The organism is Acinetobacter piscicola, assembly GCF_015218165.1.
In the GTDB taxonomy this organism is placed as follows: Bacteria; Pseudomonadota; Gammaproteobacteria; order Pseudomonadales; family Moraxellaceae; genus Acinetobacter; species Acinetobacter piscicola_A.
Genome location: NZ_CP048660.1, coordinates 90,949 through 107,066, shown reverse-complemented (window position 1 = coordinate 107,066; position 16,118 = coordinate 90,949). Strand labels below are relative to the sequence as shown.

Here is a 16,118-nt window from a genome sequence, read left to right as displayed (position 1 = left end):
AAATATAAGGCTCGCCACAATCGTGGCGAGTTTTAAAATTTAAAATTTTAATTTTTGTGCTTCGGATTAATGCCGAATTTTTCTAATTCCTAAATAGTCAAATCCCAACAATTAGCTAGTCATGATAAAGAGATTAAATACAACCTTTTGATTTCAAAAGATTAATATTTCTTTACATTTAACATAATCTATATTATGCGAAATCGCTCTGTTAGAACCCATTTAAAGTGTCTATATTCTCACCAATAAAAATGTCTAGTTTATGATGGTTTTTATCACCATGGACTGGATATAAATATAGATGCTGATCACTATGTCTGACAAAGAAATTCAACGGCTTGCAGTTCTGCAAGACGTTCGAGATCATCGTATTACCCAGGTCCGTGCTGCTGAAATCCTAAATCTTTCCACCCGTCAAATTACCCGGTTATTGCAGAAGCTCAATCAAGATGGTGTCTCAGGTATGGCACATGCCAGTCGTGGTCAAGCTGGCCATCGTCGCCATGATGACTTGTTAAAATCAAAGTGCCTTTCCATTATTGCTGAACATTTGCTGGGCTTTGGACCCACCTTGGCGCATGAGAAGCTCAGCAGCATGTTTGACCTGAATATCCCGGTAGAAACGCTTCGGCGCTGGATGACGGCCAATGACCTGTGGATTCCGCGATCCAAGCGCCTGAAGCGCCCATATCAGCCACGTTATAACCGGGATTGCTTCGGTGAACTGATCCAAATTGATGGCTCATATCATGACTGGTTTGAAGGTCGAGCTGCAAAATGCTGCTTGTTGGTTTATATCGATGATGCTACTGGAAAGCTGTTGCATCTGCGCTTTTGTGAGGCTGAAACGACCTTTGACTACATGCTTTCAACCCGAGCCTACATTGAACAATACGGCAAACCTCTAGCCTTTTATAGCGACAAGCATTCGGTATTCAGAGTTAATCAAAAATCCAGGCAAGACAGCCAGATTACGCAATTTGGGCGGATTCTGAATAATTTGAACATCGATATTATCTTTGCCAACTCACCCCAAGCCAAAGGTCGTGTGGAACGTGCCAACAGAACCCTTCAGGACCGTCTGATCAAGGAGATGCGCCTGGAAGGCATCGGTTCGATTGCAGAGGCCAATATATGGTTACCCTGCTTTATTGAGCAGTTCAATCAGAAGTTCGCCAAATGTGCGCGAAACTCAAAGAACCTGCATCGGCCATTAAGCGAATCTGATCTTGAACTGGATGATATTTTTACCTGGCAGGAACCGCGTAAGGTCACCAAGAATCTGACCCTGACCTATGACAAGTGTATTTATATGCTTGAACCGACAGAGCTGAATCATAAGCTTGTTGGGCAATACATTTCATTTCTGGAGTACCCGGATGGTACTGTGGCAATCATGCATGAAGGACGGAAGATCAACTATAGCGTCTTCAATAAACTGGCTGGACTACAGCAGAATGAAGTGGTTGAGAATAAAAGATTAGGTTCGGTCCTGGCCCATATCCAGCAGCAACATGAGGAATTGGAGAAACAGAATAAACGTTCCCGTCTCAAGAAAAGTATGCCGAGTCGTAAAGCTCAGAAAGTTGTTATTGAACAAAGAAATTTAAATCCTGTACTTGACTCTTGTAGTTAAAAACAGGACATTTTAATTGGTGAATAACAGCTTGAATTTTTCCTATAAACATCAATATCTTAATTAAATTCGTTCCAGTAAACAGCGCACTGGAACGGATTTTTCGTGATTATTCACGTTCCACGCCTGTTCTTTAATCAAAGTTCCACATCTTTGTGTAGTTTCATTTAACCCTAAAGCAGAAAAAAATGTCCAGATAAAACAAGAATAGATGTCCAAGTATTATTGATTTTACATCAAGAGACAGGCTAGCCTAATTCTAAAGGATTAAAAATCCTATACACATATGAGCTCTATTCAAATAATTTAAGGCAAAATCGAACCCTATAAATTCAAAGGTATTCAAAAATCACTATAAAAGTTTGCTATATAGCGAATATTTGCCATAATTTATCAAAAGTTTGCTATATAGCGAACAAATTTCTAGGGGTAGAATTGATATGGCTTCAAGAGAAGAAATAGGTAAAGAAATACGTTTGGCAAGAAAAGCTCTGGGCTATACACAGAAAAATCTTTCAGAAAAAACGAACATCAATAAAACAACGATTTCAGAAATAGAAAATTGCCACTTTACAGGCTCATTTAGCACATTTGAATGTGTACTTAATGCAGTAGGCCTGCAATTTGAAGTGGATAAAAAGAAGTATAAATTTCCGCATTGGAATGAAATTGAAACAATGTTTGCGGAAGATGATTAATAAAAGTTTAGCGGGCTAGATTATCAATCAAAGTACAACAAAGATGAATTTTTAGATAAGAAAGTAGAAAGGCTATATTTATACGTCTTACGCCAAAAGGCAAAATAGAAATCGTATAGCCTCAACACCAAATTATACCAATCAGTAAAAACCCCCTTAGATTCAGTATGTATATGTCGGTTATTATTGCTGATTATCACAATAATTCTGGTGACCAAAAACCAAAGTACCTCACCCTACGTTAAGTTACACCACACAAAATAAAGACTTTATATATATGTTATATATAGGATTTATTAAAATACAATATATGTAGTTCTAGGTATTTTATGTCGGTGACTATTGCCAAGGTTGGGGTATCGTTTAGTAAGAACCGCATCAACTACATCAAATCCGATAGAGGTACTTGATAAACAATAAAATCCACTCACCTTTGTATCATTATCAACAGCAACATACGTTTTACTTGTTCCAGATTTCTGATGTTGTGATGCGTATTGTTTTAAAAAATTATTTAAATCATCTTGCCCACAATTAAATGATTTTTTCTGATGATGGGTTTGTAAAACCTCAATTTTCATCTAACAAACTCATTAAATTTTTCATTTCATCATTTGCAGGACGTGGGTTTTCAAGCATATTCATTAACATATCACGATCAGCATTATTCACTTTTAACTCATGATTAGATTTAAGTAATTCTTTTGCTCGTTCAAATGAAGATTGGATCATAAAAGAACTGACACTGAGACCTAATAAATCCGCAGCTTGTTCAATCACATTTTTTGCATCTATTGTTGAACGAACATTGATTCGTTCTGTTGCTAAGTTAGCCATATTTTTTCACCAATTTGTACGTCATTTTGATGTACAAATTATAGCAGATAAAAAATAATTCACCAAAATTCAAATTTTTAAATTTTGTTATAAAAATAATAATTATCAGCGCAATAAAAATAATCGTGGACACAAGCAGTAAGCCATCCGCTTACTACTTTTTAAGTTTTATAGCTACTCAAACTTAATTTAAATCGCAACACTCATCTTCCTCTCACAACACACTATCGCTAAATTCCATAGGGCAAATCATGTTTTTAACAGATTGGAAAAGTGAGTTGTACCTTTAAGCCGCCCAGTTCAGAGGCGTTCACACTTAATTGACCTTGATGTAACTGTACAATTTTTTGGGCAATTGAAATACCTAAACCTGAACCTTGTGTCTTTGTTCCCAATACGCGGTAAAACCGCTCGCCAATGCGTTGCAATTCTGCAACTGTCAGTCCTGCACCTTGATTTTCGATCGTCCAAATCGCCTGCTGTGCTGTTACCGTTAAATCAATCTTGACCTGTCCTTGCTCAGGACTATAACGAATAGCGTTATCGACTAAATTTCGCAGACAGCTAAACATTAACTCTGCGTTCATCGCAAACTGTACAGACTGGGTCTGTAGCTTCAATTCGATCTGCTTTTCTTCAATAAAAGGCTGTAAAGCATCAAGGACTTGTAAACTCAGCTGTTCTAAGTTGTTCTGTTTTTTATCTAATTGCTCCGATTGCGTCGGGTCAAGCCGCGCCAAAATCAGTAGATTTTCTAAAACCCTTGTCCCTCGATTAACATCGTGCTGTATGCTCAATAAATCGTGCTGAATGTCAGGATATTTCCGTTTTAATACCTGAAGTCGCATTTGAATCGCAGACAATGGTGAGCGTAATTCATGTGAGGCATCGGAGGTAAAACGCTGTTCCGCCTCTAAGGCTTGATCTAATCGGTTTAATAAAAAATTCAGCTGTGTTTGGATCGGCTCTAGTTCCTGCAATACAGGTTCAGGTAAGACGATGGCTTGTAAATCAGCTACATTTTTTTCAGCGATTTGTTTTGAAAATAGCTGTAAAACTTTCAATTGACGTTTAATCAAAATATGTAGTAATAGCCATTGGATCAACCAGACAATCAACAGAATCCCTGCGTAGCCTAGTACGCTTTGCAGCGTTTCTCTCAGCCGTGTTTTCATTGGCTGAACGATTTGTACGGTTAATCCATCGTCCTGAAGTGCATAGCTACGCCATAGCGCACCATCTCTCCATTGATAGTGCAGTCCCTGTTTTAAACTAGGCTGATGTTCAAATGCTGTGTGTTGTTCCGATGTGGTTAAGACTTGCGACCCTTGCATGAGTTGATATTGCATATCAAACTCTTTACTCAGCTCATCTATTTGTTCGTCTTGCTTCAGCGTGAGATCAGTAGCAGTGAGCATGTCAGCCACTTCGTCCATCAGGGCATCGTGTACACTCATGATGTGATACAGACCAAATCCCAACATCAGACACAGAGAGATTGCTCCCGCCCAAATTGCACCGAGCAGTGAGGTTTTAATCAGTTGCGACTGTAAGGAAATGCTTTTTTTATCACTCATAAACTTAACTTTTTTGCGGAAGATTCATGCGATAACCCAAACCCCTTAAGGTTTTAATGTAATCACTGCCAATCTTCTTACGCAATTGGTAAATAAAAACTTCGATCGCATTACTTTCCACTTCATCCCCCCAAGCATAGAGTGATTCTTCGAGTTGGCTACGCGTCATAATATGCTCTGGATTCAACATCATCTTATGCAAAATTTGATATTCACGCGAAGTCAACGTAATCAATTCCGCATTTTTACGCAGCGTTTTGGCTTGTACATCTAAACTTAAATCCCCGAAAGTCAGAGAATTATCACGCTGTTGATGATGCAAGCGTAATTGGGCACGCACCCTTGCTGACAACTCTTCCAAGCTAAAGGGTTTTACCAAATAATCATGGGCTCCCAGATCTAAACCTTCAACACGATCTGCACTACTGTCCCGAGCAGTAATAAATAAAACTGGTGTAAGCGGATGCAACTGTACGATACGTTTTAAAATTTCATCACCAGTTACTTTTGGTAAGCCACGATCTAATAGTATGCAGTCATATTGATGTTGTTCTAAAGCCAAAATAGCGTGATCGCCTCGCTCAACCCAATCGACACTATAGCCATCCATTTCAAGCCATGTTTTTATACTGTCCGCTTGGGATGCATCATCTTCTGCCAATAAAATTCGCATCTTACCTACCCTATTACTATAGTCACGACTTCAGTGTACCGAACTTTTGCACATATCTGCTCATATCATAAAAAAACCACAGCAAGCCGTGGTTTTTTTCATGGAGCAGCACTGTATTGAATGACAGGCTAAATTAAAATTTTACTTGATCGACATCAACTTCAACGCGTTTTGTTGGTTTGTAATCAATGTCGATTTCACCAATGAGCGTTACCGGTGTTTTAGCTGAAATTGCTTTGCCTTGCCAAAGTTCATCATCAATATCCACTGTAATGCTGCCTGTGCTATCGCGGAACTGATATTTTTCATCACCCATCGATTTCACAACATAACCTTTCAATTGAACTTTACTATCATCTTTTAAGCCTAAAGCATGTTTCACCGATGTGGTTTTCATCGGTGAAACTGCCGTTTGATTGACTGCTGTATTCGCAACTGCCACTGATGCCACACCTGCGAATGCTAAACCACATACCAATTGAGTGAATGTTTTCATCTTCGGTCTCTCTTACTTTGTCTATTTCGATAGCGCTATTTAAACAAAGCAAGATGAGGCGAATCTTAAGCTGCAAAGACGTTTTTATTTATTTGATCGAACCATTAGTTGAGCGGTACGACACGCAGGACTTCTTCTAAAGTCGTCACCCCTGCAAGTACTTTACGCGCACCTGCAATTCGTAATGGTTCGACATGCTCTTTACGCGCCTGTGTACGTAATTGGGTTAAATCTGCATTGGCACCAATCAATTGCTTGGTTTCAATACTGAGCGGCATAAACTCATAAATAAATCCCCACACGGCCTTTATAACCCGTTTGACGATATTCATCACAGCCCACCGCCTCGTAGACAAAATCAGGCATTTGAATCGTATAATCAAAGGTCAAATGTTTCCACTCTTGTTCATTGATAAAAATGTGTATACAGTAGAAATAGACTTGTAGAAATAGATTATCAAAGAAATAAGAAAAAGCGTGTCATATTCAAAAGCGTGTCATAAAAATAATATTTATATATAAATCATATTCTTAAATACATGATTAAGGTGACATGCTTTTAGACATGCTTTTGCATGTCAGTAAATGCAAATCCATATTTAAAATAGCATGTCAGAATAGTGTGTCATCAATAAATATATAATATATATAGTTATTTATTTTTTATGACATATACTTGAAAATACAAGTCACAATATAATTAATATAAAACATATACTTATATAAATTAAAGAGGTGGATCAGAAATTTGAACAACTGCTATAAGTGATATTCTGCTCCTCAAATGATGTTATAAACATCAATATATGGAGTATTTATGGCACGTAGACCAAGAAGAAATCATTCAAACGACTTTAAGGCTAAGGTAGCACTTGCTGCGATCAAAGCAGAAAAACACTTGCTGAATTGAGTTCTGAGTTTGATGTTCATCAAAACCAAATTATTGACTGGAAAAATCAATTGATCTCAGCTTCCTCGCAAGCTCGATCAATCAAAAGCTCCATCAGAACCTCCATTGATCTTAAAAGTTACATGCAAAAATCGGTGAGCAGGCATTAGAAATTGATTTTTTAGAAGGTGTGTTGAAGAAACTGGGCCGCTTCAACCACAAAGTTAATCGACGACTCACTTCAGATTTCAGTATCTAAGCAAGCTAAGCTGCTGAAAGTCTCGTGGTTGTTATTATTATCGCCCAAAACCTGTTAGCTCATCAGATCTGAAGCTGATGCGGTGTATTGATGAATTACATATGCAATATCTTTTGCAGGTAGCCGTATGATGCGTGATTTGTTGAATCGTCAAGGACATCATATAGGACGACGTCATACACGTACTTTAATGAAGAAAATGGGTATTCAGGCGTTATATTGCAAACCAAATTTAAGCCAGGCTAATCAAGCTCACAGTAAATATCCATATCTGCTCAAAGGATTGGCAATTCAGCGCAGTAATCAAGTGTGGTCTACGGATATAACGTATATCCCTATGACAAAAGGCTTTGTTTATTTAACGTGAATTCGGGATAAGAAATTTGATAAAGAATAGGCATTTGAGTCACAATTTAATCACGACAAAAACTGAATAACCTCAAATGCCTATCGATACACAGCTTACAACACTTTTGTTTAATTGATGATTTTTGTGCTGATATTACCAACAATGTTGAACAATATAGGCTTACTTCAGGACAAGCTAAGCGATTGCGCCAAAGTAAAATCAGTGCTTCTGAAGTTCTCACTTTATTATTGTGGTTTCATCTAACAGGAGTAGAAACTTCAAGGCTTTTATCTTTATTGGGCTAAGCCTTTTCTTTGCTCTTACTTTCCAAACTTACCTAGCTATAACCGATTCATTGAATTAAAAGCAAAATATGTGATGTATTTTGTCGCTCTTATTGAGAGTTTAAAGGTGCAATCCTCTGGAATTGCTTTTATTGATTCTACCAAATTAGCTGTGTGTCATAATAAACGTATTCAGCAACACCGTGTATTTGTAGACAGCGCAAGTCGGGGAAAACCTCTGTAGATTGGTTTTATGGTTTCAAAATTCATTTGATTTGCGATCATGTTGGACGCTTAGTTTCTTATTGTATAACAACAGGTAACGTTGATGACCGTAAAGTATTACCAGAATTAATAGAACACTCAAAATTAAAAGGTAAGTTGTTTGGTGATCGTGGCTATATTGGTAAGAATTGGAAGGATCGCCTTGCAGAAGTTGGTGTTCAACTGATTACACGTGTAAAAGAAATATGAAACCACAAGTTTTAGATCCATTTGATCATGCTGTATTAAAAACGTGGAATTATTGAAGCACCATTTAATTTGATGAAAAGTCAATTTGATCTTGAACACACTCGCCATAGATCAAAAATAGGATTATTGACGACAATATTCTCAGCTTTAACCTTATATGCGTTGGTACTTGTGAATGGATATAATTCAGGAATTCAGCAGATTTTAAAACCTATTGAATTAAAATCTGCTTAAGCCGAATTCACGTTATTTATGTGCTGTGATTGATTGGCATAGCCGCAAGGTACTTGCGCATAGGGTATCGATTAGTATGGAGGTGGATTTTTGTATTTCGGCTTTAAATGAAGCGATTGAAAAATATGGATCACCTGAAATATTGAATACAGACCAAGGCAGTCAGTTCACCAGTGATGCATTTATTGATGTATTGAAATCAAATGGCATTCAAATCAGTATGGATGGTAAAGGTCGATGGGTAGATAATGTGATGGTTGAACGATTATGGCGGAGCGTTAAATATGAAGAGGTGTATCTCAAAGCTTATAGCAGTGTCACAGATGCGAAAAAGCAATTGAGTGCATATTTTGAGTTTTATAATTTGAAACGACCTCATTCGAGTCTAGACAAAATGACACCAAATGAGTTTTACTATGATCAGCTACCCAACAAAACAAGGTGGCTTAACTAGAGCGGAATATCACTTATAAATATGCTTTTAGTTGTTCAAACAAGTGGGACCACCTCTGTAGACACCTTTTAATTAGTGCGGACTGCCACCACTTTCATAGGCAAATTTAGTCTATTCTTAAGACCTTTTAGTAGAAAAATATGTATTCATAGCTAAGTTCATGAACCAAATATTTTATAAGTTATCATTTTAGTAATCTAAGTAATTAAATTTATTGTTTATTAAATATAATTTAAATTATGAACTAGATTTTAGATGAACATAAGTTAATTAAATAACACCTGCTAATTTGTTCATTATTTCTGATATAGATTAAATCAGGTTTTATTATCTGTCAAATTAGTAATGCACTTTTATGTTTGCTTCAGTTAAATAGGTTTCTTTAAGGTCTTATTCTATAAAAGAAAGGTCTACATTTTAAGACACCAAATCAAATGGCAGAAGATTTTTACAAGTCGGCTGACTAGAATCTCACAAGTGAATGTCTCCTGCTATTTCAGCACACATCAATGTTAATTATGTTTAAATTTCAACCCTCCCATTTTCAACTAGCTCAGGTTAAAATAATAGCCTCCAAAAATATGGTTTATTTATTATGAACGCCTCCAATGACCTCTACACGGCAAAAACTTGCTGACATTTTGGATGAGTTATTGGATTACTATGGTGGCTTTGAAGGCTTAAGTCGTAAAATTGAAATTAGATGTTTTTGTATAGATCCAAGTGTTAAGTCATCATTACGGTTTTACGTACTGAACCGTACCGGGTTTGTCGGAGACTTTTATTTAAGTTAGGCCACGTGACCTAACGGGTTAATCTTATCATAGTACATTGCTTCAAACTCAAAGGCGATACATAACCCAATGCGCTGTGTACACGCTTTTGTTGAACCAATCTACCCAATTTAATGTCGCAAGTTGTACATCCGCTAAACCTTGCCAGTCTGCTTTAAATATTCAATCACCTCTGTTTTGTATAAGCCATTCACTGTTTCAGCCAAAGCGTTATCGTATGAATCACCGGTCGTACCGACTGATGCTCGTAAATTTGCTGCTTCTAAACGATTGGTATAGCGAATGGAAAGATATTGAACCCTCTGTCACTATGGTGAATCACATTCTTTGGCATGTCTCGAGCATGTAACGCTTGCTCAAGTGCATCGAGCACCATATCTGTATTCATCCGTGTCGATACTTTCCATCCAACAATTGCTCGTGAGAAGACATCAATAATAAATGCAGTATAAACCCAACCTGAATTTGTTTGAATATACGTGAAGTCAGCGACCCATAGCTGGTCAGGATGATCAGCACTAAAATTGCGTTTCACCAAGTCATCTGCTCGTTTTGATCCTCTCGGCTACGGGTAGTTTGTTTATTCTTACCACGCCAAACACCTTGTATACCTAGTTTTGCATCAATCGAGCAACTGTACAGCGAGCAATAACATAGCCTTCACGTTTCAATTTTGCCAAACTTTACGCACACCATATCGACCTGAACTTTCCTTCCAAATTCGTTTAATTTGTTCAGCATGATGCAAGTCATGTAGATCTCGCTTTGCTCGATGTTCTGGGTTTTCAACGAAATCTAGTGTTCGATAATAGGTAGAAGCCGCGATCGGTAAAATCCTGCAAATCGCCTCAACACCATATAACGCCTTATTGTTATGGATGAAATCTACCATTATTTGTGTGGGCGGTCGAGCTCCGCCTGGGCGAAAAAGCGGCTGCTTTACGTAGAATTTCGTTAGCACGTTGCAGTTCTTTATTTTCACGTTCGAGTTGTTTAATACGTTCTTGATCTGAAAGTTGCTGTACTTTAATTGGGTTTTGTTTATCTAAATATTTTTGATACCAAACACGTAGAGTTTCAGGAGTACAACCTATCTTGGGAGCAATAGCGGTGATCGCAGCCCAATTCGATGGATAATCTTTCTCGGATTCAATCAATAATTCAACCGCTCTTTCTCTGATTTCAGGGGTATATTTTACTTTTTCATCGGGACATTCTCTCAGAAAGCTTGGTCTCCGACAAACCCGGTACGGTTCATACCACACCATGGGCACGTGAAAAGTTGAAAGCTTATATTTGTATGTCTTACGTCAAAAGCCAAACAAAATCGTAGCTATCAAAACTCAGCATAATATTTTATACCAAACAGTAAACTAAAATTATTGAATAGCCAATGATTTTGTAGACACCTTTAATTAGTGGTGGACTGCCATCACTCTCCTGGCAAAATTTAGTCTATATCCCTATGGTTTATTTAAAACTTATTTTCTATCTTTACTAGGCTGTATGATCAAAATCATACTGGCACTCAACACTTAAATTTGAGAATGAATCTGTACGTACAGACTCATTCCCTATCTATAAAGATATTAGAAATAGCTACATAGAGTTTATTTCTAGTTTATTCAAATTAGGCTTTACTATGGATGAACAATAATTTTACAGCCGATTCATTATTATGAATCAACGTTTCAAAGCCTTTAGAAACAAGATCATCTAATGCAATACGTTGGGTAATAAAGGTTCTAGATTAATCTTACCTTGCTCGACTAAACGGATAGTTTCCTGATGATCATTTACATAAGCAATCGTGCCACGAATATCTAGCTCTTTCATCACCACACTATGCACATTAATTGTGGCAGGATGGCTCCAAATAGAAACGATAACGACTACACCAGTTGGTTTCATTGCTGCAACGAGTGTATCCATGACTTTATTGACACTACTACATTCAAAAGCGACATCTACACCGCGGTCTTCTGTAATTTTCATTACCTCAGCAACTACATCAACCTTAGATGGGTCTAGTACATAATCGGCAACACCCGCTTCTATCGCTTTTTCTTTACGCTTTGCACTCAATTCAGTAATGATGACCGTGAGACCTTTAGCCTTTAAAATGGCTGATAAAAGTAAGCCTATAGGGCCTGCTCCACCAACCAGTGCTATATCGCCAGCTTTTGCACCACTTCTGACATAGGCATGATGACCGACAGATAAAGGTTCTATCAATGCGGCCTGATCTAAGGGAATATCATTTGAAATAGGATGTACCCAACGTCGTTGAACTGCAATTTTTTCAGAAAGACCGCCGCCACGTCCGCCTAAACCAATAAAGTTCATATTTTTTGATAAATGATACTTATCATTCAGGCCAGTCGGGACATCATCCGCAATAATATAGGGTTCAACTACGACATGTTGTCCAATTTGGATATCGTCTACACCCTCACCAACTGCATAAACTACGCCTGAAAATTCATGTCCCATTGTTACAGGTGCAGATTCTCCCGAAATTGGATGTGGATGACCACAAGGTGGAATAAAAATAGGGCCTTCCATGAATTCATGTAAATCTGTACCGCAAATACCGCACCATGCAACTTGAATTCCAACTGTGCCTGGAAGTACTTTCGGTTCAGGGATATCTTCAATTCGAATATCCCCTCGATCATAAAAACGAGCTGCTTTCATTGTGTATTCCTCATGTTGATATTAACGGTAAACCATTCCACCATCTGTCAAAATAGACTGACCTGTAATATAGTTTGCATCCTCGCTGGCTAAAAATGCAACTAATGCAGCCACGTCATCTGGTGTTTCAGCACGTCCTAAAGCAATACCATCTACATATTTTTTATACGTTTGACCAATTGGTGTACCTGTAATTTCAGAGAACCGCTGATCTATTTCGACCCACATGTCTGTACCAACAACACCCGGACAATAACTATTTACAGTAATTTTAGCACTGGCATATTCTTTAGCCGCAGCTTGCGTCAATGCACGAACTGCAAATTTAGTTGCCGAATAAACACCGAGCAAAGCAAAACCTTCATGACCTGCTATTGAGCATGCATTAATAATTTTTCCAGCCTGTTGGCGTTGTTTAAATTTATTTGCTGCGGCTTGAATCCCCCAAAGTACACCACCGACATTGATGTTCATAATTTGGGTAAATTCACTCGGCGTTACTTCTGCCAAAGCTTTGACTTGTGCAATACCTGCATTATTAATCATGATATCAAAACCATTAAGTGTCGATTCTGCATGATTAATAGCGTCACTGATTTGTATTGGATCTGAAATATCCGCAATAAATGTGGTGGCTTTTACGCCAAAGGCTTCAACCTCTTTTTGAACAGTATTTAACTTTTCTTGATGAAGATCGACCAAGGCAATATGAACACCTTCTTGTGCTAAACGTAAGGCAATACCACGTCCAATGCCTTGTGCCGCACCCGTAATTAAAGCAACTTTGTTGTTTAAACCTCTAGGCATGTTGCGACTCCTTAAATATGGATTGCACGTTGCATCGCCGACAAGACCGACTCATGCATCGCCTCAGACAAAGTAGGATGAGGGAAAATGACCTGCGCTAAGCTTTCATCTGTAGCTTCTAGGTATTTCGCGATGGCAAAACCTTGAATGTGTTCGGTGACTTCATGTCCAACCATGTGAGCACCCAACAATTCACCCGTTTCCTGACTAAAAATGGTTTTAATAAATCCTGCGCTATCGCCCAAAGCCAATGCTTTACCATTCGCTTGTAAAGGAAACTTACCCACATTGATATTCAAGCCCGTAGCTTTCGCTTTCTGTTCTGTCAAACCAATACTGGCCACTTGTGGATGGGTAAAGATACAGCCCGGAATTTGTGTACGATCTAAAGCATGTACATGACTTAGGCCTGCAATTTTCTCCACACAAAGAATGGCTTCATGACTGGCTTTGTGTGCCAAACACGGTGCACCTGCGACATCACCAATTGCATAAATGCCCACTACATTGGTTTTACACCATGAGTCGACTTTAATAAAACCATTCTCAAATTCAACTCCCAAAGCTTCTAGGCCAAGATTTTCAGCATTCGGTTTCACGCCAATAGCTGAAAGCACCTTTTCAACAGTAATGATTTGCACACCTGTGGCAGTTTCAATATGACAATGTACTTGAGCCTGATCAGTTTCTATTTTTTTTACAGTCGCTTCGGTTAAAACCTGCATACCCTGCTGTTCAAATTGCTTTTGTACATACTTCGCAACTTCAATGTCTTCGCTAGGGAGAATCTGCTTTGCAATATCAACCAAGGTAACTTGGCAGCCTAAGTCTTGGTATAGGCTTGCAAACTCACTGCCTATAGCCCCCGAACCAATGACCAGTAAAGATTTTGGTAATTGTTCCGGAACTAAAGCCTCTTTATAACTCCAGACCTGATGGCCATCTACAGGAATATGAGGAAAATTGGCCGCACGTGCACCTGTTGCGACAATAATATGCGGTGCAGAAATCTGCTGTTTTTGACCATTCGCATCTGTAAGCTCTAATTGCTCTTTGGCAATAAACTGGGCTGCTGCGTTAAAAACAGTGATTTGATTTTTTTTCAATAGTTGACCGATACCTTGCACCAGTTGCTCAGAAACCTGTCTGCTATGATGGACCAGTTTTTGAATATCAAAATCAATCGCGTTAAGCGTAAAGCCAAACTGCCCTGCATGTTTAAACTGCTGCGCAAGCACAGCCCCGCTCAATAATGCCTTGGTTGGAATGCATCCCCAATTAAGACATACTCCGCCTAAGTGTTGTTTTTCAACGATTGCCGTTTTTAATCCCAGTTGCGCTGCGCGAATCGCAGCGACATATCCTCCAGGACCAGCACCAATAACCACAAGATCAAATTGTGTATCTGACATGACTATTCCTCCTACACCAAAATTAATGCAGGATTTTCGACAAACTGCTTAAATGCCGATAAGAATTGAGCACCCAACGCACCATCAATGACACGATGATCACAAGACAATGTTGCGGTCACCATTTCACGAACAACAATCTCATCATTTTCAACTACAGCACGTTTCTCTGCTGCACCTAAGGCTAGAATTGCACCTTGAGGCGGGTTAATAATGGCATCAAACTGTTGAATACCCAGCATTCCCAAATTGGAAATACTGAAACTGCCCCCTTGAAACTCATCAGGTGCCAATTTTCCAGTTTTGGCACGTGTCGCCAGATCACGCATATCATTGGAAATTTGCGCCAAAGATTTACGGTTCGCTGCTTTAATAATTGGCGTGATCAGTCCATTTTCGATGGCTACAGCAACCGAAATATCAGCCTGTTCAAACTGTAAAATCTGCTGATTCTCTTCATCAAACTGAACATTAACTTGTGGAACTTTAATCAGTGCAGCAGCAGCAGCTTTAATCAGCATATCGTTAATGGACAGTTTGACTTGCGGTACAGTACTGTTAATTTGCTGACGCAAAGCCTGAACCGACTCAACATTTAAGTCTATCGTTAAGCGAAAATGTGGTGCATTGCGTTTTGCCGCTTGTAGCCGTGCAGCGATTGCTTTACGCATACCATTCATAGCTACGGTGGTGAATTTTGCTGACTCTGTTGGATGCGCATACTCAGTATGTTGAGCTTGTACAGGGTTTTCACGTTGATATACAGCTTCAACATCTTCCTTACAGACTCGTCCACGTGAACCCGATGCACGACAATCATGCAAATTAATGCCCCATTGTTTTGCCAAACGGCGAGCAACAGGTGTTGCTAGAACATCACTATCATCTGCTTTAGATTTCGCGGCTTTCGTACTAGCTTGATGACGTACATCTGGCCAAGAACCACCAGCAGCTTGAACTGCGGCCTGAATATCTTGAACACTGATACGGCCTTCACGTCCAGAACCCGTAATCTGAGCCAAGTTTACATTATGCTTTTCAGCCAATTTCAAGGCATGTGGCGTTGCAAAAATATCATCGCTTTGTTGGTAGCCTTGTAACTCATCAGGAATAGAATATCCGCCCTGAGTCACCGCTTTTGATCCATTACCAACACTGTTCTGTTTAGGAGCAGCTTGTACTTTGGTTTCAACTTGAGCCACATCGACTTTTTCAGGAACCGCTGCTACCGCTTTATTTTCTGTTACAGCAGGTGTTCCACCTAAAGACTGTGCAAATGCTTCAACTTCTGCATCGGAAACTTGGGCGTCTGCACAAATTGCAATGATTCCACCTACGACCAGTGTGTCACCATCGTTAGCAATAATTTTTCGTAGCAGGCCATCAAAAGGTGCCTCCAATACATTGACGATTTTTGTGGTTTCAATTTCACAAATTTCCTGTCCTTTACTAAATTGGGTACCTTCCTGAATCAGCCATTGGGCAATCGTACCCTCTTCCATGGACAACCCCCATTTTGGGATTTCTAAAGTTTTAATTTCGCTCATC

At 38.8% G+C, this 16,118-nt stretch carries 9 protein-coding genes, 8 pseudogenes and 1 other annotated feature; of the genes and pseudogenes, 6 read left to right on the top strand and 11 right to left on the bottom strand.

Annotated features, from left to right (window positions below; translation table 11 throughout):
• Window positions 1-301 precede the first annotated feature (301 nt).
• Together G0028_RS19565 and G0028_RS19560 are read left to right on the top strand one after the other, a co-directional pair.
• On the top strand, window positions 302-1,636 hold the full coding sequence (locus G0028_RS19565) for an ISNCY family transposase (protein ID WP_180047583.1): 1,335 nt from the start codon (window positions 302-304) through the stop codon (window positions 1,634-1,636).
• A gap of 440 nt (window positions 1,637-2,076) precedes the next feature.
• Entirely contained in the window at window positions 2,077-2,334 is a 258-nt protein-coding gene (locus G0028_RS19560; protein ID WP_078194516.1) for a helix-turn-helix domain-containing protein, read from the top strand.
• 353 nt (window positions 2,335-2,687) lie between these two features.
• Here the strand turns inward: G0028_RS19560 and G0028_RS19555 are convergent.
• The 6 genes and pseudogenes from G0028_RS19555 to G0028_RS19530 form a co-directional block, all read right to left on the bottom strand.
• Window positions 2,688-2,915: pseudogene (locus G0028_RS19555) on the bottom strand (GNAT family N-acetyltransferase); the annotation flags it as partial.
• Window positions 2,905-3,171 carry a DUF1778 domain-containing protein gene (locus G0028_RS19550; RefSeq protein WP_130075521.1) on the bottom strand — a complete coding sequence of 89 codons (267 nt, stop codon included), beginning with the start codon at window positions 3,169-3,171 and terminating at the stop codon, window positions 2,905-2,907. The pseudogene G0028_RS19555 and the gene G0028_RS19550, both read right to left, overlap by 11 nt.
• 257 nt (window positions 3,172-3,428) lie before the next feature.
• On the bottom strand, window positions 3,429-4,748 hold the full coding sequence (locus G0028_RS19545; protein ID WP_130075522.1) for a sensor histidine kinase: 1,320 nt from the start codon (window positions 4,746-4,748) through the stop codon (window positions 3,429-3,431).
• Between the two features lie 4 nt (window positions 4,749-4,752).
• Window positions 4,753-5,421: a response regulator transcription factor gene (locus G0028_RS19540; protein ID WP_130075523.1), complete on the bottom strand. Its 669-nt coding sequence runs from the start codon at window positions 5,419-5,421 to the stop codon at window positions 4,753-4,755.
• 133 nt (window positions 5,422-5,554) lie between these two features.
• Entirely contained in the window at window positions 5,555-5,917 is a 363-nt protein-coding gene (locus G0028_RS19535) for a NirD/YgiW/YdeI family stress tolerance protein (protein ID WP_130075524.1), read from the bottom strand.
• A 104-nt stretch (window positions 5,918-6,021) separates the two neighbouring features.
• Window positions 6,022-6,331 (bottom strand): annotated as a pseudogene (locus G0028_RS19530) (type II/IV secretion system protein); the annotation flags it as partial.
• Between the two features lie 403 nt (window positions 6,332-6,734).
• On the opposite strand from G0028_RS19530, the pseudogene G0028_RS19525 reads away from it, so the two are divergent.
• The 4 pseudogenes from G0028_RS19525 to G0028_RS19510 form a co-directional block, all read left to right on the top strand.
• Window positions 6,735-7,426 (top strand): annotated as a pseudogene (locus G0028_RS19525) (IS3 family transposase); the annotation flags it as partial.
• Window positions 7,427-7,508: 82 nt separating this feature from the next.
• A pseudogene (locus tag G0028_RS19520) lies at window positions 7,509-8,406 on the top strand (IS982 family transposase).
• 13 nt (window positions 8,407-8,419) lie between these two features.
• Window positions 8,420-8,856 (top strand): annotated as a pseudogene (locus G0028_RS19515) (transposase); the annotation flags it as partial.
• A gap of 599 nt (window positions 8,857-9,455) precedes the next feature.
• Window positions 9,456-9,606 (top strand): annotated as a pseudogene (locus G0028_RS19510) (VF530 family DNA-binding protein); the annotation flags it as partial.
• Between the two features lie 44 nt (window positions 9,607-9,650).
• Here G0028_RS19510 and G0028_RS19505 read toward each other — a convergent pair.
• From G0028_RS19505 to G0028_RS19485, 5 genes and pseudogenes are all read right to left on the bottom strand, one after another.
• Window positions 9,651-10,922, bottom strand: a pseudogene (locus G0028_RS19505) (IS3 family transposase).
• Window positions 10,472-10,587 (bottom strand) — a sequence feature (AL1L pseudoknot). (Overlaps the previous pseudogene by 116 nt.)
• 362 nt (window positions 10,923-11,284) lie before the next feature.
• Window positions 11,285-12,351 (bottom strand): annotated as a pseudogene (locus tag G0028_RS19500) (2,3-butanediol dehydrogenase).
• A 21-nt stretch (window positions 12,352-12,372) separates the two neighbouring features.
• The gene (locus G0028_RS19495) at window positions 12,373-13,158 is read right to left on the bottom strand and encodes an acetoin reductase (protein ID WP_130075506.1); all 786 of its coding nucleotides are present in this window, start codon (window positions 13,156-13,158) and stop codon (window positions 12,373-12,375) included.
• An 11-nt stretch (window positions 13,159-13,169) separates the two neighbouring features.
• Window positions 13,170-14,570 carry a dihydrolipoyl dehydrogenase gene (lpdA, locus tag G0028_RS19490; protein ID WP_180047817.1) on the bottom strand — a complete coding sequence of 467 codons (1,401 nt, stop codon included), beginning with the start codon at window positions 14,568-14,570 and terminating at the stop codon, window positions 13,170-13,172.
• An 11-nt stretch (window positions 14,571-14,581) separates the two neighbouring features.
• Window positions 14,582-16,117 carry a 2-oxo acid dehydrogenase subunit E2 gene (locus G0028_RS19485; protein ID WP_005105901.1) on the bottom strand — a complete coding sequence of 512 codons (1,536 nt, stop codon included), beginning with the start codon at window positions 16,115-16,117 and terminating at the stop codon, window positions 14,582-14,584.
• Between the last annotated feature and the right edge of the window lies 1 nt (window position 16,118).